Origin of the sequence: Streptomyces seoulensis (genome assembly GCF_004328625.1) — a bacterium.
In the GTDB taxonomy this organism is placed as follows: domain Bacteria; phylum Actinomycetota; class Actinomycetes; order Streptomycetales; family Streptomycetaceae; genus Streptomyces; species Streptomyces seoulensis.
This window is the reverse complement of record NZ_CP032229.1, coordinates 4,646,230-4,667,462: the sequence shown is the minus strand read 5'-3', so window position 1 is coordinate 4,667,462 and position 21,233 is coordinate 4,646,230. Positions and strand designations below refer to the sequence as shown.

At 68.3% G+C, this 21,233-nt stretch carries 10 protein-coding genes, 1 tRNA gene and 2 rRNA genes; 1 reads left to right on the top strand and 12 read right to left on the bottom strand.

Going from position 1 to position 21,233, the window contains the following annotated elements:
• Positions 1 to 107: 107 nt before the first annotated feature.
• The 8 genes from D0Z67_RS21715 to D0Z67_RS21680 all read right to left on the bottom strand — a co-directional run bounded on the left by D0Z67_RS21715 (position 108) and on the right by D0Z67_RS21680 (position 13,803).
• Positions 108 to 482, bottom strand: coding sequence for a helix-turn-helix domain-containing protein (locus D0Z67_RS21715; RefSeq protein WP_031183054.1), 375 nt, complete (start codon positions 480 to 482; stop codon positions 108 to 110).
• A gap of 109 nt (positions 483 to 591) precedes the next feature.
• On the bottom strand, positions 592 to 1,137 hold the full coding sequence (locus D0Z67_RS21710; RefSeq protein WP_031183053.1) for a CinA family protein: 546 nt from the start codon (positions 1,135 to 1,137) through the stop codon (positions 592 to 594).
• Positions 1,134 to 1,877 carry a CDP-diacylglycerol--glycerol-3-phosphate 3-phosphatidyltransferase gene (pgsA, locus tag D0Z67_RS21705; protein ID WP_031183052.1) on the bottom strand — a complete coding sequence of 248 codons (744 nt, stop codon included), beginning with the start codon at positions 1,875 to 1,877 and terminating at the stop codon, positions 1,134 to 1,136. The genes D0Z67_RS21710 and pgsA overlap by 4 nt, the downstream gene beginning before the upstream one ends.
• Positions 1,874 to 3,346 carry a 30S ribosomal protein S12 methylthiotransferase RimO gene (gene rimO, locus D0Z67_RS21700; protein WP_078873564.1) on the bottom strand — a complete coding sequence of 491 codons (1,473 nt, stop codon included), beginning with the start codon at positions 3,344 to 3,346 and terminating at the stop codon, positions 1,874 to 1,876. The genes pgsA and rimO overlap by 4 nt, the downstream gene beginning before the upstream one ends.
• A gap of 112 nt (positions 3,347 to 3,458) precedes the next feature.
• Positions 3,459 to 4,307, bottom strand: coding sequence for a helix-turn-helix domain-containing protein (locus D0Z67_RS21695; RefSeq protein WP_031183050.1), 849 nt, complete (start codon positions 4,305 to 4,307; stop codon positions 3,459 to 3,461).
• A gap of 280 nt (positions 4,308 to 4,587) precedes the next feature.
• Complete coding sequence (locus D0Z67_RS21690) at positions 4,588 to 7,299, bottom strand: DNA translocase FtsK (protein WP_031183049.1); 2,712 nt, start codon at positions 7,297 to 7,299, stop codon at positions 4,588 to 4,590.
• Positions 7,300 to 7,424: 125 nt separating this feature from the next.
• Positions 7,425 to 8,102: a response regulator gene (locus D0Z67_RS21685; RefSeq protein ID WP_031183048.1), complete on the bottom strand. Its 678-nt coding sequence runs from the start codon at positions 8,100 to 8,102 to the stop codon at positions 7,425 to 7,427.
• Positions 8,103 to 8,343: 241 nt separating this feature from the next.
• Entirely contained in the window at positions 8,344 to 13,803 is a 5,460-nt protein-coding gene (locus tag D0Z67_RS21680) for a HAMP domain-containing protein (RefSeq protein WP_107059634.1), read from the bottom strand.
• Positions 13,804 to 14,126: 323 nt separating this feature from the next.
• On the opposite strand from D0Z67_RS21680, the gene D0Z67_RS21670 reads away from it, so the two are divergent.
• Positions 14,127 to 16,883, top strand: a complete 2,757-nt coding sequence (locus D0Z67_RS21670; RefSeq protein WP_037775788.1) for a SpoIIE family protein phosphatase — start codon at positions 14,127 to 14,129, stop codon at positions 16,881 to 16,883.
• Positions 16,884 to 16,967: 84 nt separating this feature from the next.
• Here D0Z67_RS21670 and D0Z67_RS21665 read toward each other — a convergent pair.
• From D0Z67_RS21665 to D0Z67_RS21650, 4 genes are all read right to left on the bottom strand, one after another.
• A tRNA-Thr gene (locus tag D0Z67_RS21665) sits at positions 16,968 to 17,040 on the bottom strand.
• Positions 17,041 to 17,125: 85 nt separating this feature from the next.
• Entirely contained in the window at positions 17,126 to 17,791 is a 666-nt protein-coding gene (locus tag D0Z67_RS21660) for a DegT/DnrJ/EryC1/StrS family aminotransferase (protein WP_031183045.1), read from the bottom strand.
• 117 nt (positions 17,792 to 17,908) lie between these two features.
• Positions 17,909 to 18,025: ribosomal RNA gene (gene rrf / locus D0Z67_RS21655) — 5S ribosomal RNA — on the bottom strand.
• A gap of 83 nt (positions 18,026 to 18,108) precedes the next feature.
• A 23S ribosomal RNA gene (locus tag D0Z67_RS21650) occupies positions 18,109 to 21,231 on the bottom strand.
• Between the last annotated feature and the right edge of the window lie 2 nt (positions 21,232 to 21,233).

Below are 21,233 nucleotides of genomic sequence, written 5' to 3'. Positions count from 1 at the left end.
CACCTGGACAAGCGCATGAGAAAGCCCCGGCCGCGCCTCACCTGAGAAATCCAGGGAGGCCCGGCCGGGGCTCACACGTATCGGGCGCTAGGCCGCGTGCGCGCAGGTCACGCGGCGACCACGTCCACCGCTTCGGCGGGTGCCTTGATGGTCACCCGTTCCGGTGGCACACCGGTCACCGAGACGGAACCCAGCATCGGCCGGACCGGTGCCGGTACGCCGTCGTTGGCGGCGGCGGACTGGGCCAGCTCGGCGAGTGCGAGTTCGTCACTCACCTCACGCATGAGTTCCGACATCCGTACGTCCAGCGCGTCGCAGATCGCGGAGAGCAGCTCGGAGGATGCCTCCTTCTGCCCCCGCTCCACCTCGGAGAGATAGCCGAGTGAGACCCGGGCAGACGAGGAGACTTCGCGCAGAGTACGGCCCTGGCGCTGGCGCTGCCGACGCAGCACGTCACCCAGCAGGCGACGGAGCAGAATCATCGGTGGCTCCCTCCTCGGACCGCGTAGCCGCATCCTTCTCGCCCCACCGTACCGCCTTGCGCCGCGGCCGTGCGGGGAGCGATGTCGTGTTCACTCAGGGCTGCAAACATCAAAACCCCCCGTTCCGTTCCGTATCCTGTGCCCGCTCATTTCCGGTCTGTTCGCCCGCAAGCTCCGTAAGAAGCAGTGCGAGTACGCTCCGTACACTCTCCATACGAATTTCCGCACGGCCGCCGTTCAACCGCAGGGCCTCCACTTTTCCGCCGGAGGCGGAAGGCGAGCCCTTGCCGAGGGGGCCGTCGACGGCCACGAACACCGTGCCGACCGGCTGGCCGTCCTGCGGATTGGGGCCGGCCACCCCGGTGGTGGCGATGCCCCAGTCGGCGCCGAGCGCCTCCCGCACACCGGCCGCCATCTGGGCCGCGACCTGCGGGTCCACCGCTCCCGACCGCTCCAGCAGAGCGGCGTCGACGCCGAGCAGCCGGTGCTTCAGCTCGGTGGCGTAGGCGGTGACCGAACCCCGGAACACCCGGGAGGCGCCGGGGACCGAGGTGATCTCGGCGGCGACCAGACCACCGGTCAGCGACTCGGCCACGGCGAGCGTCTCGCCGTTCACACTGAGTAGCCGCACCAGTTCGGTGGCCGTGGGGTTCACGCGTCTCGCTCTTCCAACGCCGCCGCCCGCTCCGCGATTCCCCGGCGGCGCAGCACCATGGCCTGTCTCACATAGTCGAGGCCGGTGATGACCGTGAGGAGGACCGCGGCGGCCATCACCCAGAACCGCAGGGTGGCCAGCCAGCCGGTCAGCGCGAGCACGTACATGCCGACGGCGATGCCCTGGGTGAGCGTCTTCAGCTTGCCGCCCCGGCTGGCTGGGATCACGCCGTACCGAATGACCACGAAACGCAGCAGGGTGATGCCCAGTTCCCGGCCCAGGATCACCACCGTCACCCACCAGGGCAGATCGCCCAGGTAGGACAGGCAGATCAGCGCCGCGCCCATGATCGCCTTGTCCGCTATCGGGTCGGCGATCTTCCCGAAGTCGGTGACCAGGTTGTAGGTGCGCGCCAGGTGCCCGTCGAAGAGGTCGGTGATCATGGCAACGGCGAAGGCCGCCCAGGCGAACGAGCGCCAGGCGGGGTCGTAGCCGCCGTCCGCCAGCATCAGCGCCACGAAGCCCGGCACCAGGAGCAGGCGGAGCATGGTGAGCAGATTGGCGACGTTCCAGACGCTGGCCTGGTTGACGGCCGCGGCGGCGAGCTTGCCGCCGCGCGGGTGCCGCGCTTCCATCGCGACGGCCGGGTCGGAGACCTCCGGAGCACCGTCGACGGCCTGTCCGGTCGCGCCGCGCGCGCCGGAGGAGCCGCCCGAGGCGGATGCCGGGACTCCGGTCATCTGGCCGTCTCCTCGCTGCACACCGACGAGCCCGGGAGGGGCTCGGCCACCAGATCGACCCCCTCGGTGCCGACCACCTTGGCCTCGACCATACGTCCCACGGCGAGGCCCTCGCCGCTCGTGAGCAGCACCTGGCCGTCCGTCTCCGGGGCCTGGTGCGCGGCGCGGCCGTACACCCCGTCCTCGCCGTCGACGGACTCCACCAGGACGCGCACGGTCTCCCCGAGCCGCTCCTCGGCGCGCTGCGAGACGAGTTCCTCGGCGAGCCGGGAGATGTGGGCGAGGCGCTCCGCGACCACGTCCTCGTCGAGCTTGGTGTCGTAGGTCGCCGCCTCCGTGCCCTCCTCGTCGGAGTAGCCGAAGACGCCGATGGCGTCCAGGCGGGCGCCGGTCAGGAAGCGCTCCAGCTCGGCCAGGTCGCCCTCGGTCTCGCCGGGGAAGCCGACGATGAAGTTGGAGCGGACGCCGGCCTCGGGGGCCTTGTTCCGGATGGTGTCCAGCAGCTCCAGGAAGCGGTCGGTGTCACCGAAGCGGCGCATGGCGCGCAGCACGTTCGGCGCGGAGTGCTGGAAGGACAGGTCGAAGTACGGAACGACCTTCGGGGTGGAGGTCAGCACGTCGATCAGGCCGGGACGCATCTCGGCGGGCTGGAGGTAGCTGACCCGCACCCGCTCGATGCCGTCGACCTCGGCCAGCTCGGGCAGCAGGGACTCCAGCAGGCGGATGTCGCCCAGGTCCTTGCCGTAGGAGGTGTTGTTCTCGGAGACGAGCATGACCTCCTTCACACCCTGCTCGGCCAGCCAGCGCGTCTCGTTGAGGACGTCGCTGGGGCGGCGGGAGATGAAGGAGCCGCGGAAGGACGGGATGGCGCAGAAGGAGCAGCGCCGGTCGCAGCCGGAGGCGAGCTTGACCGAGGCGACCGGGGAGCCGTCCAGCCGGCGGCGCAGGGGCGCGCGGGGACCGGAGGCGGGCGCGAGGCCGTCCGGGAGGTCGGTCGGGCCGTGGCCGGGCAGGGCGACGGCGGCCGCGGACTCCTGGCGCTCGGCCGGGCTGATCGGCAGCAGCTTGCGGCGGTCGCGCGGGGTGTGGGCGGCGTGGACCCCGCCGGACAGGATGGTCTGGAGGCGGTCGGAGATGTCGGCGTAGTCGTCGAAGCCGAGCACACCGTCGGCCTCGGGCAGCGCCTGGGCCAGTTCCTTGCCGTACCGCTCGGCCATGCAGCCCACCGCCACGACGGCCTGGGTTCTGCCGTGGTCCTTGAGGTCGTTGGCCTCCAGAAGGGCGTCGACCGAGTCCTTCTTGGCGGCTTCGACGAACCCACAGGTGTTGACCACGGCGACATCGGCGTCCCCGGCGTCCTCGACGAGCTGCCAGCCGTCCGCCTCCAAACGGCCTGCGAGCTCCTCCGAGTCCACCTCGTTACGGGCGCAGCCGAGAGTGACTAGTGCGACGGTACGGCGTTCAGGCATGGGCTCAAGACTACTTTGTCTGTCCCGCACCCCATGTCGACGGGGTTGGCCGTTGTTGACCAACCCCGTCGACCCCGTCACTGTCCGCTCGCTTCTGGCGCCCGGAGGGCTTTCACCCGACCTCGGGATCGCCCTTGGTGTACGTGAGCCGCTCCACGGCACCGGGCCGGAAGTCGTCGTCGATCTTCTTGCCGTTGACGTACAGCTCGATCGCCCCGGCGTCACCGAGAATCAGGTTGATCTTGGTGCTGTCCTGGAAGGTCTTGGACTCGCCCTTGTTGAGCAGTCCGTCGAACAGCATGCGGCCGTTGTGGTCCTTCGCGGAGATCCAGCTCCGCCCGTTGGGCGCGGTGACCCGGACGGTCACCTTGTCCTGCGGGGCGGCCGCGATGGCGCTGTCGGACGGGTCGGACTTCGGCGTGGCGGACTGCCCCGTCTTCGGAGTGGGCGCGGCGGACTTGCCGGCGGACGGCGTGGCGTTGCCCTCGACGGCCTGGGTGTCGGTGTCGCCGCCGGTCTGGGACTTGATGGCGGTGAAGCCGACGAAGCCGATGACGACGACGATCGCCGCGACCATGGCCGCGGTCCAGTTGGGTCCCCGGCGCTCGGGACGGATGCGTTCCGCCTCGAACAGGGGGGCCGCCGGGGTGGGCGCGGGCCGGCCGCCGTGCTCGGCGTCGAACCGCGCGATGAGCGGGACGGGGTCGAGGTGGACCGCCTTGGCCAGGTTGCGGATGTGGCCGCGCGCGTACACGTCGCCGCCGCAGGAGGAGAAGTCGTCCTCCTCGATGGCGTGCACCATGGCGAGGCGGATACGGGTGGCGTTGCTGACATCAGCCACGCTCAGCCCGGCCGCGACGCGGGCCTGGCGCAGGGCGGTGCCGACGGAAGGACCGTCGGCCCGGGGGGCGTCGTCGGTGAACGGGGGCTCGTCTTCGGGGGAGTTGCTGCCGATGGACACGGGGGCGCCTTTCGAGCGTGTGAGCCACCTGTGCTGAGCGTTCAGTCTAGGCGGGGTACGAAAGGGTGGGGCAAGCGGGCGAACGGACTTGTACGCCATCGAGATGGCCGGTCAGCCCGACGGCGGACGGGAGCGGGAGGCCCAGGCCGGTACCTGTACCCCTGCTCTCGCTCAACTTGACGTACTGCGAAGGGAAACGGTTGCCCGCCGATGTTTAACGGGTGGATCACGGTGGTGCCGCCACCCGGCGCAGTCCCGACACGCCGGGTGGCCCGAAGCCCTATCCGTCAGACTCCCCGCGAATCACGGCGAGCACGCCGTCCAGCTCGTCAGGCTTCACAAGAACATCACGAGCCTTGGAACCCTCACTCGGTCCGACGATGTTCCGGGACTCCATGAGGTCCATCAGCCGGCCCGCCTTGGCGAAGCCGACCCGCAGCTTGCGCTGGAGCATGGACGTCGACCCGAACTGTGTGGAGACCACCAGCTCGGCGGCCTGGCAGAGCAGGTCGAGGTCGTCGCCGATGTCCTCGTCGATCTCCTTCTTCTGCTTGGTGCCCACGGTGACGTCTTCCCGGAAGACCGGCGCCATCTGGTCCTTGCAGTGCTGGACGACGACCGCGACCTCTTCCTCGGTCACGAACGCGCCCTGCATCCGGGTCGGCTTGCTGGCGCCCATGGGCAGGAACAGCCCGTCGCCCTTGCCGATCAGCTTCTCGGCGCCGGGCTGGTCGAGGATGACGCGGGAGTCGGCCAGCGAGGAGGTGGCGAAGGCCAGCCGGGAAGGCACGTTGGCCTTGATCAGACCGGTGACCACGTCCACCGAGGGCCGCTGGGTGGCCAGTACCAGGTGGATGCCGGCTGCGCGGGCGAGCTGGGTGATGCGCACGATCGCGTCCTCGACGTCACGCGGGGCGACCATCATCAGGTCGGCCAGCTCGTCCACGATCACCAGCAGGTAGGGGTACGGCTGGAGCTCGCGCTCGCTGCCCGGCGGCGGGGTGACCTTGCCCTCGCGCACGGCGCGGTTGAAGTCGTCGATGTGCCGGAAGCCGTAGGCGGCGAGGTCGTCGTAGCGCAGGTCCATCTCGCGCACCACCCACTGCAGGGCCTCGGCGGCGCGCTTGGGGTTGGTGATGATCGGCGTGATCAGGTGCGGGATGCCCTCGTAGGCGGTCAGCTCGACGCGCTTGGGGTCGACCAGGATCATCCGGACGTCCTCGGGGGTCGCCCGCATCATGATCGAGGTGATCAGGCAGTTGATGCAGGACGACTTGCCGGAGCCGGTGGCGCCGGCGACCAGCATGTGCGGCATCTTGGCCAGCGAGTGCATCACATAGCCGCCCTCGACGTCCTTGCCGAAGGCGACCAGCATCGGATCGTCGTCCTCGGCGGACTGCGCGAGCCGCAGCACGTCACCGAGGTTGACCATCTCCCGGTCGGTGTTGGGGATCTCGATGCCGACGGCCGACTTGCCGGGGATCGGGCTGATGATCCGCACGTCCGGGCTGGCGACGGCGTACGCGATGTTCTTGGCGAGCGCCGTGATCCGCTCGACCTTCACGGCCGGGCCGAGCTGGACCTCGTACCGGGTGACCGTCGGACCCCGGGTGAAGCCGGTGACGGCCGCGTCCACCTTGAACTCGGAGAACACCGTGCGCAGGGAGTCCACGACGGCGTCGTTGGCCGCGCTGCGCGCCTTGCCGGGGCCGCCCCGGGTGAGCAGGTCCAGCGAGGGCAGCGAGTAGGTGATGTCCCCGGAGAGCTGGAGCTGCTCCGCGCGGGCGGGCATCTCGCGGGGCGGCTCCGGGGGCGCCTTGGTGAGGTCGAGGACGCCCGAGTCGGTGTTCTTCCTGCCCGGCACCGGCCGGGACGACGGCGCCGGGGAGGGCACGGGGACCGGGGTGGTCTCCTCGCGGTCCCCCACGCTCACGCCCTGGGTGAGGTCGGCGACGACCGGGGACGGCGGCATGCCGTGCTGCACGGCGCCGTCGAGCGCGGCGCTGGCCGCCGAGGCCACGTCGATCGCGTCCATCTCGCGCGGCTCGGAGCGCGCGGAGCGGCGGGGGCGGCGGCGCCGGGTGAGCGCCTCGTCCTCGGCCGTTCCGGGGTCGTGGTCCTGCGGGCCCGCGCGGCGGGTACGGGGGCGCGCGGGCGGCTCGTCGCGCCACTGCTCATCGTAGCCCTCGACGCCCTCGACGTCGTCCAGGTCGGCCGCGTAGTCGTGCAGCACGCCCAGGCGGATGCCGAGGGCGCGCAGCCGGCGCGGGATGTGGTTGACCGGGGTGGCGGTCACCACGAGCAGCCCGAACACGGTCAGCAGCACCAGCAGCGGTACGGCGAGCACCTCGCTCATCGTGTACGTCAGCGGGGTGGCGGCGGCCCAGCCGATGAGGCCGCCGGCGTCCCTTATGGCCCGCATGCCGTCGTCCCGGGCGGGCGAGCCGCAGGCGATGTGCACCTGGCCGAGCACGCCGACGACGAGCGCGGACAGGCCGATGACGATCCGGCCGTTGGCCTCCGGCTGCTCGGGGTGCCGGATGAAGCGGACGGCGATGACCGCGAACAGTATCGGCACCAGCAGGTCGAGGCGGCCGAAGGAGCCGGTGACCAGGATCTCCACCAGGTCGCCCACGGGTCCGCTCAGGTCGGCCCAGGTGCCGGCGGCGACGATCAGCGCGACGGCGAACAGCAGCAGGGCGATGCCGTCCTTGCGGTGGGCCGGGTCGAGGTTGCGCGCGCCCTGCCCTATGCCCCGGAACACGGCGCCGACGGCGTGCGCCATGCCGAGCCAGACGGCGCGGACGAGTCGGTACAGGCCACCGGGCGGGCGCGGCGCGGGCTTGGGCGGTGCCTTGCGGACCGGAGCCCGGCGGGCCGGCGCCTTCTTGGCCGGGGCCTTCCTGGCGACCGCCTTCCTCGCCGGAGCCTTCGCGGGAGCGGCCGCCTTCTTGGCGGGCGGCTTCTTGGCTGCGGAGGGACGTGAGGCCATGGGACCGAGGTTACCGGGGGAGACGACAGCGGACACGTGTGCCCACTGCTTCACCCGTTCGTGTCGCCCTTGGCAGGACGTCGAATTGACGCCCGCTCATGGGGTGGCGGAAATCCGGCGGGGCGTCAACTCGGTGGCGGGAGAGGGGCGGAGCCGTCCGCACCGGGCTCCAGGGCGTCCAGCGCCCGGCGCAGACCGGTGAGTTTGCGCTCCAGATGCGCGGCCGTGGCCACCGCGGCCGCGTCGGCGGACTCGTCGTCCAGCTGCTTGGAGAGCGCCTCGGCCTGCTCCTCGACGGCGGCGAGCCGCGCGGACAGCTCCGCGAGCAGCCCGGCGGGCTCCTTGTTGTCGACCGTGTCCTGCTGGCCGCCCTCCAACTGGAGCCGCAGCAGCGCCGCCTGCTCCCGGAGCTGGCAGTTCTTCATGTACAGCTCGACGAACACCGAGACCTTGGCGCGCAGCACCCACGGGTCGAACGGCTTGGAGATGTAGTCGACCGCGCCCGCCGCGTAACCCCGGAAGGTGTGGTGCGGGCCGTGGTTGATCGCGGTGAGGAAGATGATCGGGATGTCCCGGGTCCGCTCCCGCCGCTTGATGTGCGCGGCCGTCTCGAAACCGTCCATACCCGGCATCTGGACATCCAGCAGGATGACCGCGAAATCGTCCGTGAGCAGTGCTTTGAGCGCTTCCTCCCCGGACGATGCCCGCACCAGCGTCTGATCGAGCGCAGAGAGGATGGCCTCCAGCGCCAGCAGATTCTCCGGCCGGTCATCGACCAGGAGGATCTTGGCCTTCTGCACCATGGCCCGCCCTCCTCGCCCCGGCGGTACACCGGGCGCCGCCCCAGAGGACGACTCCCTTTCGCCGCCCGTCCTTGTGCCGGTCATCGTAGCCGCACCCCGCCTGTCGCCACACCCTGTCACCGCGATGTCACGGTGCACACGGTTCAAACGCGGGCAGAGCCTGGAAGGTTCCCGGAATCCGAGGTTCCCACACCTGGCCCGCGCTTTGAACCGCGCCCCCGTGACCGGTCCTGTCGACCCGTCACTCCGGCCGCATCCACTGTCGCATGACACCCAGCAGATGGTCCGGGTCGACCGGCTTGGTGACGTAGTCCGAGGCACCGGACTGCAGCGCCTTCTCCCGGTCGCCCTTCATCGCCTTCGCCGTCAGCGCGATGATCGGCAGCCCCGCGAACTGCGGCATCCTGCGGATCGCCGTCGTGGTTGCGTACCCGTCCATCTCCGGCATCATGATGTCCATCAGCACCACGGCCACGTCGTCGTGCTGCTCCAGGACCTCGATGCCCTCGCGGCCGTTCTCGGCGTACAGCACCGACAGGCCGTGCTGTTCCAGGACGCTGGTGAGCGCGAAGACGTTGCGGATGTCGTCGTCGACGATGAGCACCTTCTCGCCGCCGAACCGCACCGCGCTCACCGGCCGCTCGGTGTCCTCCGGCTGCTCCACGGTGATCGGCTGCTCCGGCCGCGCCTCGGCCTCCGGCAGGCTCCGGCGGCGCCGCCGGAAGAGCGCGGCGGGCCCGTTCTGCGTCTCCCGGTACGACGTCACCTCGGCCGGCGTCTCGGCCCGGGGCTCCGTCAGCCTGGCCGACAGATGCGCCTCCGAGGCGACCAGCTCACCGGCCTCCAGCGGGGGCACGGACTGCTGGTAGCCCTGCGGCGGGAACTGGCTGGGGTGCAGCGGCAGGTACAGCGTGAACGTGGACCCGCGTCCCGGCTCGCTCTGCGCGTGGATCTCACCGCCGAGCAGTTGCGCGATCTCCCGCGAGATCGACAGACCGAGGCCGGTGCCGCCGTACTTGCGGCTGGTCGTGCCGTCGGCCTGCTTGAACGCCTCGAAGATCACCCGCATCTTGCTGGCCGCGATGCCGATACCGGTGTCGGTCACCGAGAACGCGATCAGATCGGCGTCCGGGTCGGTGAGCGCCCCGGCCTCCAGCAACTGCTCCCGGATGACCTGGGGCACGTCCGCCCCGGCGGGCCGGATCACCAGCTCCACCGAGCCGGAGTCGGTGAACTTCACCGCGTTGGACAGCAGGTTGCGCAGCACCTGGAGCAGGCGCTGTTCGTCGGTGTGCAGGGTGGCGGGCAGCTCCGGGGAGACCCGCACCGAAAGATCCAGGCCCTTCTCGGCGGTCAGCGGGCGGAAGGTCGCCTCCACGTAGTCCACCAGCTGGACCAGCGCGATCCGCGTCGGGGAGACGTCCATCTTGCCCGCCTCGACCTTGGACAGGTCCAGGATGTCGTTGATGAGCTGGAGCAGGTCGGACCCGGCGCCGTGGATGGTCTCGGCGAACTCGACCTGCTTCGGGGACAGGTTGCTCTCCGCATTGTCGGCGAGCAGCTTGGCCAGGATCAGCAGCGAGTTGAGCGGCGTACGCAGCTCGTGCGACATGTTGGCGAGGAACTCGCTCTTGTAGCGCATCGACACCGCGAGCTGCTCGGCGCGCTCCTCCAGGACCTGCCGGGCCTCCTCGATCTCGGTGTTCTTCACCTCGATGTCCCGGTTCTGCCGGGCCAGCAGCTCGGCCTTCTCCTCCAGTTCGGCGTTGGAGGACTGCAGCGCCTTCTGCCGGTTCTCCAGCTCCGCCGACCGCTCCCGGAGCTGCTCGGTCAGCAACTGCGACTGCTTGAGCAGCTGCTCGGTCTTGGTGTTGACGGAGATCGTATTGACGCTGGTCGCGATCATCTCCGCGATCTGGTTCAGGAAGTCGCGCTGGATGTGCGTGAACGGCGTGAACGACGCCAGCTCGATCACCCCGAGCACATTGCCCTCGAACACCACCGGCAGCACGATGACCTGCGCCGGCGGGGCCTCCCCCAGCCCCGAGGAGATCTTCAGATAGCCGCTCGGCACATCCCTGACCAGGATCGTCCGCTTCTCCTGCGCGGCCGTCCCGATCAGCCCCTCACCGGGCCGGAACGAGGTCGGCATCGCGCCCGTGGAGCAGCCGTAGGAGCCGAGCATGCGCAGCTCGTACTTCTCCTCGCCGTCCCCGGCGAGATCCTGGCCGTCCAGCAGCGGCATGGTCAGGAAGAACGCGCCGTGCTGCGCGGACACCACCGGGGTCAGCTCGCTCATGATCAGCGAGGCGACGTCCTCCAGGTCCCGGCGGCCCTGCATCAGCGCCGAGATCCGGGCGAGGTTGCCCTTGAGCCAGTCCTGCTCCTTGTTGGCGATCGTGGTGTCACGCAGGTTGGCGATCATCTTGTTGATGTAGTCCTGGAGTTCCTGGATCTCCCCGGACGCGTCCACGTCGATCTTCAGGTTCAGGTCGCCACGGGTCACCGCGGTCGCCACCTTGGCGATGGCACGCACCTGCCGGGTCAGGTTCCCGGCCATCTCGTTCACCGACTCGGTCAGATCCCGCCAGGTGCCGTCCACGTCCAGCACCCGTGCCTGGCCGCCGAGCTGGCCCTCGGTGCCCACCTCGCGGGCCACGCGGGTGACCTCCTCGGCGAAGCTGGAGAGCTGGTCGACCATCGTGTTGATCGTCGTCTTCAGCTCCAGGATCTCGCCCCGCGCGTCGATGTCGATCTTCTTGGTCAGGTCGCCCTTGGCGATCGCCGTCGTGACCATGGCGATGTTGCGCACCTGGCCGGTCAGGTTGGACGCCATCCCGTTCACCGACTCGGTGAGGTCCTTCCAGGTGCCCGCCACCCCGGGCACGTGCGCCTGGCCGCCCAGGATGCCGTCCGTACCCACCTCACGGGCCACCTTGGTGACCTGGTCGGCGAACGAACTCAGCGTCTTCACCATCGTGTTGATGGTGTCGGCGAGCTGCGCCACCTCACCGCGCGCCTCGATGGTGACCTGCCGCGTCAGGTCACCGTTGGCCACCGCCGACGCCACCTGCGAGATGTTCCGCACCTGCATGGTCAGGTTGTTGGCCATCAGGTTGACGTTGTTGCTCAGGTCCTTCCAGATGCCCGTGACACCCGGTACGTGCGCCTGCCCGCCCAGGATGCCCTCGGTGCCCACCTCACGGGCCACCCGGGTCACCTGCTCGGCGAAGCTGGAGAGCTGGTCGACCATCGTGTTGACGGTGGTGACCAGTTCGAGGATCTCGCCCTTGGCGTCGACGGTGATCTTCTTCGACAGGTCGCCCTTGGCCACCGCCGTCGTGACCTCGGCGATGTTGCGCACCTGGATCGTCAGGTTGTTGGCCATGAAGTTCACCGACTGGGTGAGGTCCTTCCAGGTGCCGGAGACACCCTGCACCTCGGCCTGGCCGCCGAGCATGCCCTCCGTACCCACCTCACGGGCCACCCTGGTGACCTCCTGCGCGAACGACGACAGCTGGTCCACCATCGTGTTCAGCGTGTTCTTCAGCTCCAGGATCTCCCCGCGCGCGTCCACGGTGATCTTCTGGGAGAGGTCACCGCGCGCGACCGCGGTGGCGACCTGGGCGATGTTGCGGACCTGGGCGGTGAGGTTCCCCGCCATGCCGTTCACCGAATCGGTGAGGTCCCGCCACACCCCGGCCACGCCCGGCACCTGCGCCTGACCGCCGAGCCGGCCCTCGGTGCCCACGTCCCGGGCCACCCGGGTCACCTGGTCGGCGAAGGCGGAGAGCTGGTCCACCATCGTGTTGATGGTGTTCTTCAGCTCCAGGATCTCGCCGCGCGCGTCCACGTCGATCTTCTGCGAGAGGTCGCCGTTGGCCACCGCCGTCGTCACCTGGGCGATGTTGCGCACCTGGGAGGTGAGGTTCCCGGCCATGAAGTTGACGGAGTCCGTCAGCTCCTTCCAGGTGCCCGACACCCCGTCCACCCGCGCCTGACCGCCGAGCCGGCCCTCGGTGCCCACGTCCCGGGCCATCCGCGTCACCTGGTCGGCGAAGCTGGAGAGCTGGTCCACCATCGTGTTCACGGTGTTCTTGAGCTGGAGCATCTCACCGGACACGTCCACGGTGACCTTCTGCGACAGATCGCCGTTGGCCACCGCCGTCGTCACCTGGGCGATGTTGCGCACCTGACCGGTGAGGTTGCGGAACGCGGTGTTGACCGAGTCCGTCAGGTCCTTCCAGGTGCCGGCCGCGCCGGACACCTGCGCCTGACCGCCCAGCTCACCCTCGACACCGATCTCCCGCGCGACCCGCGTCACCTCGGCACCGAACGCCGAGAGCTGGTCCACCATCCCGTTGACCGTGTTCTTCAGCTCCAGCATCTCGCCCGCCACGTCGACGGTGACCTTCTGCGACAGGTCACCGCTGGCCACGGCGGTCGTCACGGCGGCGATGTCCCGCACCTGCGTGGTGAGGTTCCGGAACACCGTGTTGACGGAGTCCGTCAGGTCCTTCCAGGTACCCGCCGCGCCCGGCACGTTCGCCTGCCCGCCGAGCCGGCCCTCGGCACCGACCTCGTTGGCCACCCGGGTGACCTCGTCCGCGAAGATCCGCAGCGTCTCGGTCATCTGGTTGATCGTCTCGGCGAGCTGCGCCACCTCGCCCCGCGCGGGCACGGTCACCTTCTGCGAGAGGTCACCGTTGGCCACGGCCGTCGTCACCTGGGAGATCCCGCGCACCTGCAGGGTCAGGTTGCCGGCCATCGTGTTGACGGAGTCGGTCAGCTCCTTCCACACCCCGGCCACGCCCGGCACCTGCGCCTGACCGCCCAGGATGCCCTCGGTGCCCACCTCGCGGGCCACCCGCGTCACCTCGGAGGAGAACGAGGAGAGCTGCTCCACCATCGTGTTGACGGTGTTCTTCAGCTCCAGCATCTCGCCGGCCACCTGCACGGTGACCTTCCGCGACAGATCACCGCCCGCGACCGCCGTCGTCACCAGTGCGATGTCCCGCACCTGCGCGGTGAGCCGGTTCGCCATCGTGTTGACGGACTCCGTCAGGTCCTTCCAGGAACCCGACATGCCCCGCACCTTCGCCTGCCCGCCGAGCTTGCCGTCGGTGCCGACCTCGATGGCCACCCGCGTGACCTCGTCGGTGAAGGTGGAGAGCTGGTCGACAAGGTTGTTGACGGTCCGGCCGACCTTCAGGAACTCGCCCCGCAGCGGATGCCCGGTCCCGTCCGGCGCCTCGGTGCGCAGGTCCATGCGCGGCGACAGATCACCCTCCGCGACCGCCGTCAGCACCCTGCTGACCTCGGACACCGGCCACACCAGATCGTCGACCAGCGCGTTGGAGTTCTCCACCGCGGCCGCCCAGGAACCCTCACAGGCGCCCGTCTCCAGCCGCTCGGTGAGCTTGCCCTCCCGGCCGACCGTACGCCGCACCCGCGCCAGCTCACCGGTCAGGTGCAGATTGCGGTCGGCCACCTCGTTGAAGACCGCCGCGATCTCCGACATCACACCGTCGCCGGACACCGTGAGCCGCTTGCGGAAGTTCCCGTCGCGCATGGATTCCAGCGCGGAGAGCAACCGGTTCAGGGCGGCCGTGTCCACCTCGGTGACGCCACCGCTCCTGCGCGGGGACGGCCGGCCCTTCGCGCGCGTCTTATTGCCCCGCGTCGCTGCGCCAGACTCCACTGTGTCCCTCCCGGAGGGGTAGACCGCCACTGCCGTGCCCGGCCGCGTCCTGGGGCTGCTGCCCTTCGTGCGCGGAACGCACGCAGCCCGAACCGACCTTCATCAAAATCCTGCCCAGTGTTTCACCCCTGCCGAACCAGGCCATAACAGTTCGGCAGCTTCGCACACGGTTCGCACACCGTGGGGGGTAATCACCGGCGACCGGCATCCACTGCGACGGCGAAGGTAAGTAACCTTGCATCCGGCTGTCCAGCCGCACCGGCCCGACCGGCCTGGGCGGCGGCACGAGAAGGACACGGGCATCGGAGGGGCGGCCGCAGAGGATGACCACCGGACTGATCTCGGGGGGACCTCCCCCGGAGCCACGCCCGAAGGGCGAGCGGACCCCGCAGCAGCGGTCCGGACCGGCCGGCCCGCCGGCCCCGCACGTCGACGACCACGCAAGGAGTTCCGTGATCACCGCCCGCGCGGCCGCCAGCTTCGAGCCCGTCGGGCGTTCGGTCGCGACCGCCCGCGCCTTCGTCCGCGACACCCTCCAGGGCTGGGGGTTCGCGGACATCGTCGACGACGCCGTGGTGCTCACCAGCGAGCTGGTCACCAACGCCGTGGTCCACGCGGGCACCGAGGCCGAGGTCCTGTGCCTGCGCACCGACCAGGGCGTACGCATCGAGGTCTCCGACCGCTACCCCGAGCGCGAGGTGCCGCTGCAGAGCGCGCACGCCGTCATGGGCAGCCCCGACCGCGAGGGCGGCCGCGGCCTGCAACTGTGCGCGGCCCTCGCCACCCGCTGGGGCGTCGAGTACACCCCCACGCACAAGAACGTCTGGTTCCAGCTCGACCTGCCCGAACGCCCGGTCGGCACCCGCGCCGCCGGACCGGCCCTCCCGCCCGACCTGCTCCCGCTGGCCGACAGCCGGGTCCGGGTGGCCGTCCTCCAGATCGACCGCAAGGGCTGCGTCAGCGCCTGGAACGAGGACGCCGAGGAACTCTTCGGCTACCCGGCGAGCGACGTCGTCGGCAAGCCCCTCACCGACCTCGCCGCCTGGCCGCACACCCCCGGCACCGGCACCGGCATCGCCGAGGCGCTCCAGCTCTCCCGCTGGGAGGGCAGCTACGGAGTCCGGGGCGCCGACGGCCGCGTCTCCCCCGTCTACGCCTCCCACCTGCGCGTCCGGGACACCGGCGGCGAGCCCTCCACCGTCTGCCTGCTGGTCCGCGACCACGAGCGCGCCGTCCTCCAGACCCCCTCCCGCGTCCCCACCGGCGACCAGGGCGGCTCCGACGGCCCGAGCGCGGACCCCTTCGAGGTCTTCATCGGCTCCCCCGCCCCCGACGACCTGGACGGACTCCTCCAGCGCACGGTCGAGCGCGCCCGCGACATGCTCGACGGCGACTCCGCCTTCCTGCTCCTCGCCACCGACGACGAGACCGAACTAGAGGTCCGCGCCTCCACCGGCCTGCCCTCCACCCGCCAGCGCTTCGCCCGCGTCCCCGTCGAGGCCGGCCCCGGCCGCTACGGCTCCGCCCGCATGCCCGCCGTCCACGACGACCTGAACGCCATCCCCAGCGCCGCCGTGCCGCTCCTGGCGGGCACCGGCATGCGCTCGGTGGTCACCGTGCCGCTCAAGGTCGAAGGGCGCCTCACCGGCTCCCTCGGCGTCGCGGCCGAGGCACCGGGCCGCTACTCCAACGAGGAGGCGCTGCGCCTGCAGTTCGCCGCCGACCGCATCGCGCTCGCTGTGGAGTCCGCCCGCCTCGGCGAGCTGGAGCGGCTGCGCAGAGGCTCACTGAGCTTCCTGGTCGAGGCGTCCGACCTGCTCGCCGGCACCCTGGACCGCGACCAGACCCTTGCCCTGATGGCCCAGATGACCGTGCCGACCCTGGCCACCTGGTGCGCGGTCTACACGATCAGCGAACAGTCCGCCGACCCGTACCTGTCCTATGTGCTGCACGAGGACGAGGAGTTCATCGACGGCATCAAGTCCTTGCTGTCGAAGATCCCGCCGCCCGACCCGGTACTGACCCCCGGAGCCCGCGTCTGGCCGCTGCCCGGCGAGGTCGCCCACCAGGCGGCCCTGCGCAGCTCCATGCGCAGCCTGGGCCTCTCCGGCGGCCCCACCCAGCAGCTCGCCTCCAGCATCGGCCCGACCCTGGCGACGGCCTCGGCGGTCGGCGGCGAGACCGTCGTCCTGCCCCTGGTGGCCCGCAACCGCGTCATCGGCATGCTGACCCTCGGCAAGCCCACCGACGAACACTTCCGCCAGGAGATCCTGGAACTGGCCGAGGACCTGTCCCGCCGGGCCGCCCTGGCCCTGGACAACGCCCGCCTGTACTCGGAGCGCACGGCCATCAGCCAGTCCCTCCAGCGCAGCCTCCTGCCCCCTGGCCTCCCGCCCATCGACGGCGTCGAGGTCGACGTCATCTACCGCGCGGCCGGCGAGGGCAACGAGGTCGGCGGCGACTTCTACGACCTCTTCCCCATCGGCGACGGCGCGTACGGCTTCGCCATCGGCGACGTCTGCGGCACCGGCCCCAACGCGGCCGCCGTCACCGGCCTCGCCCGGCACGCCCTGCGCCTGCTCGCCCGCGAGGGCCTCAGCGGCCCGGCGGTCCTGGAGCGCCTGAACTCCGCCATCCTCGACGAGGGCGACCGCAGCCGCTTCCTGACCCTGCTCTACGGCGAGCTGCGCCCGCAGGACAACGGCGGCGCCGAGCTGAAGGTGGTCTGCGCCGGCCACCCGCTCCCGCTGCGCCTGCGCCAGGACGGCACGGTCACCGCGGCCGCCGAACCCCAGCCTCTCCTCGGCGTCATCGAGGACCTGGAGCTGTACGAGGAGACGGTCACCCTCGACCCCGGCGACGTCCTCCTCTGCGTCACGGACGGCGTCACCGAACGCCGCGAGGGCACCCGCATGCTCGGCGACGACGGCCTCGCCGACGTCCTGACGACCTGTACGGGACTCACGGCCGGCGCGGTCGCGGCGCGCGTGCTGCGCGCGGTGGAGCGGTTCGCCTCCGACGCGCCTTCGGACGACATGGCCATCCTGGCGATGCGGGTTCCGGGACTTCAGCAGGACTGAAGTCCCCTGGCCCGCCCCGCCGGGCGGGCCTGCGTGCGGGCATGCGAAAGGCCCCACCCGATACGGGTGGGGCCTTTATCGCTGAGCCCCCAAACGGAATCGAACCGTTGACCTTCTCCTTACCATGGAGACGCTCTGCCGACTGAGCTATGGGGGCCTTGTCGCTTTTGAGGTTTCCCTCGCGGCAACAAGAAGATCGTACCCTGAACGGGCTCGGCTTCCCAAATCCGTTCGCCGCTTGTTCAGAAAGCGGGCTGGAGCAGTCCGCCAAGGGCATTGCAGGCGGAGACGATCCGCTGCATCTCCCGCTTCGTCAGGGCCGGGTCGACAGGCAGCGCGAGCGTCTCGTCCGCGGCCCGCTCGGTCTCCGGCAGCGTCCAGCCGGAACGCCGGAAGCCGGGCAGCCGGTGCGCTGGGGTCTGGACCGGAATCCGGCAGGCGACTCCCCTGGCCCGCAGGGCGCGTGCGAACGCGTCCCGGTCGGGCCGGCCGTTGCCCGGCACCCGCACCACGTACTGCTGGTAGGTGTGCCCCTCGCCGCCGTCCGGTGTCCCAACTCCCCTGAGCCGGGCGTCCAGATAGGCGGCCCGCTCCCGACGCCGCACCAACTCCTCGTCCGGAGCATCGGCTTCACCCCGCTCCAGCACCAACAGCCCGCGCCGGTTCCCCAGTTCACGCAGCGGCTGCACATCGGCCCGCCGGCCGAACCGGTGGACCACGACGACGGCCGCGGTCCGGTCCGTGACGGTGGCCGCGACGGAGTCCGCGTCCAGGCAGTAGGTGACCGGGTCTATGTCGGCGAACACCGGCTGTGCGCCCACCAGGGCGACCGCCTCGGCGACTTCGGCGTTCCCGAAGGCAGGTACGACGACTTCGTCCCCGGCTCCCACGCCGGCGGCCCTGAGCATTGCTGCGGTACCCATGCGGCACATGTTCGGGGGACGACGTGAACACCAGGTTAAGGACAACAAAAAAGGGTTGGTCCCTGAACCGAAGTTCAGGGACCAACCCTTTTATCAAATTTAGTTCGGCGGCGTCCTACTCTCCCACAGGGTCCCCCCTGCAGTACCATCGGCGCTGTGAGGCTTAGCTTCCGGGTTCGGAATGTAACCGGGCGTTTCCCTCACGCTATGACCACCGAAACACTATGAAACAATCAAACCGTCATGTGTGGCACATGAGGCTGTTCGTGGTTTCAGAACCAACACAGTGGACGCGAGCAACTGAGGACAAGCCCTCGGCCTATTAGTACCAGTCAACTCCACCCGTTACCAGGCTTCCATATCTGGCCTATCAACCCAGTCGTCTACTGGGAGCCTTACCCTCTCAAGGAGGTGGGAATACTCATCTCGAAGCAGGCTTCCCGCTTAGATGCTTTCAGCGGTTATCCCTCCCGAACGTAGCCAACCAGCCATGCCCTTGGCAGGACAACTGGCACACCAGAGGTTCGTCCGTCCCGGTCCTCTCGTACTAGGGACAGCCCTTCTCAATATTCCTACGCGCACAGCGGATAGGGACCGAACTGTCTCACGACGTTCTAAACCCAGCTCGCGTACCGCTTTAATGGGCGAACAGCCCAACCCTTGGGACCGACTCCAGCCCCAGGATGCGACGAGCCGACATCGAGGTGCCAAACCATCCCGTCGATATGGACTCTTGGGGAAGATCAGCCTGTTATCCCCGGGGTACCTTTTATCCGTTGAGCGACGGCGCTTCCACAAGCCACCGCCGGATCACTAGTCCCGACTTTCGTCCCTGCTCGACCCGTCGGTCTCACAGTCAAGCTCCCTTGTGCACTTACACTCAACACCTGATTGCCAACCAGGCTGAGGGAACCTTTGGGCGCCTCCGTTACTCTTTAGGAGGCAACCGCCCCAGTTAAACTACCCATCAGACACTGTCCCTGATCCGGATCACGGACCCAGGTTAGACATCCAGCACGACCAGACTGGTATTTCAACGACGACTCCACACACACTGGCGTGCATGCTTCAAAGTCTCCCAGCTATCCTACACAAGCCGAACCGAACACCAATATCAAACTGTAGTAAAGGTCCCGGGGTCTTTCCGTCCTGCTGCGCGAAACGAGCATCTTTACTCGTAGTGCAATTTCACCGGGCCTATGGTTGAGACAGTCGAGAAGTCGTTACGCCATTCGTGCAGGTCGGAACTTACCCGACAAGGAATTTCGCTACCTTAGGATGGTTATAGTTACCACCGCCGTTTACTGGCGCTTAAGTTCTCAGCTTCGCCCTGTCGAAACAGGACTAACCGGTCCCCTTAACGTTCCAGCACCGGGCAGGCGTCAGTCCGTATACATCGCCTTACGGCTTCGCACGGACCTGTGTTTTTAGTAAACAGTCGCTTCTCGCTGGTCTCTGCGGCCACCCCCAGCTCACGGAGTAAATCCGATCACCAGTGATGGCCCCCCTTCTCCCGAAGTTACGGGGGCATTTTGCCGAGTTCCTTAACCATAGTTCACCCGAACGCCTCGGTATTCTCTACCTGACCACCTGAGTCGGTTTAGGGTACGGGCCGCTATGAAACTCGCTAGAGGCTTTTCTCGACAGCATAGGATCATCCACTTCACCACAATCGGCTCGGCATCAGGTCTCAGACTATGTGCAAGGCGGATTTGCCTACCTTGCGTCCTACACCCTTACCCCAGGACAACCACCGCCTGGGCTGGACTACCTTCCTGCGTCACCCCATCACTCACCTACTAACCGCTTGGGCCGGCGGCTCCACCACTTTCCATTCCCCGAAGGGTCCGGAACGGCTTCACGGCCTTAGCATCACGATGCTCGATGTTTGACGCTTCACAGCGGGTACCGGAATATCAACCGGTTATCCATCGACTACGCCTGTCGGCCTCGCCTTAGGTCCCGACTTACCCTGGGCAGATCAGCTTGACCCAGGAACCCTTAGTCAATCGGCGCAAACGTTTCTCACGTTTGTATCGCTACTCATGCCTGCATTCTCACTCGTGAACCGTCCACAACTCGCTTCCGCGGCTGCTTCACCCGGCACACGACGCTCCCCTACCCATCCATACAGGCGTTGGCCCTATTGTATGAATGACACGACTTCGGCGGTACGCTTGAGCCCCGCTACATTGTCGGCGCGGAATCACTAGACCAGTGAGCTATTACGCACTCTTTCAAGGGTGGCTGCTTCTAAGCCAACCTCCTGGTTGTCTCTGCGACTCCACATCCTTTCCCACTTAGCGTACGCTTAGGGGCCTTAGTCGATGCTCTGGGCTGTTTCCCTCTCGACCATGGAGCTTATCCCCCACAGTCTCACTGCCGTGCTCTCACTTACCGGCATTCGGAGTTTGGCTAAGGTCAGTAACCCGGTAGGGCCCATCGCCTATCCAGTGCTCTACCTCCGGCAAGAAACACACGACGCTGCACCTAAATGCATTTCGGGGAGAACCAGCTATCACGGAGTTTGATTGGCCTTTCACCCCTAACCACAGGTCATCCCCCAGGTTTTCAACCCTGGTGGGTTCGGTCCTCCACGAAGTCTTACCTCCGCTTCAACCTGCCCATGGCTAGATCACTCCGCTTCGGGTCTTGAGCGCGCTACTGAATCGCCCTATTCGGACTCGCTTTCGCTACGGCTTCCCCACACGGGTTAACCTCGCAACACACCGCAAACTCGCAGGCTCATTCTTCAAAAGGCACGCAGTCACGACGCACTGAGTAAACTCAATGCGCGACGCTCCCACGGCTTGTAGGCACACGGTTTCAGGTACTATTTCACTCCGCTCCCGCGGTACTTTTCACCATTCCCTCACGGTACTATCCGCTATCGGTCACCAGGGAATATTTAGGCTTAGCGGGTGGTCCCGCCAGATTCACACGGGATTTCTCGGGCCCCGTGCTACTTGGGTGTCTCTCAAACGAGCCGCTGATGTTTCGACTACGGGGGTCTTACCCTCTACGCCGGACCTTTCGCATGTCCTTCGCCTACATCAACGGTTTCTGACTCGTCCTGTCGCCGGCAGACGACAGAAGAGAGATCCCACAACCCCGCACACGCAACCCCTGCCGGGTCTCACACGTATACGGTTTGGCCTCATCCGGTTTCGCTCGCCACTACTCCCGGAATCACGGTTGTTTTCTCTTCCTGAGGGTACTGAGATGTTTCACTTCCCCTCGTTCCCTCCACACTGCCTATGTGTTCAGCAGCGGGTGACAGCCCATGACGACTGCCGGGTTTCCCCATTCGGAAACCCCCGGATCAAAGCCTGGTTGACGGCTCCCCGGGGACTATCGTGGCCTCCCACGTCCTTCATCGGTTCCTGGTGCCAAGGCATCCACCGTGCGCCCTTAAAAACTTGGCCAC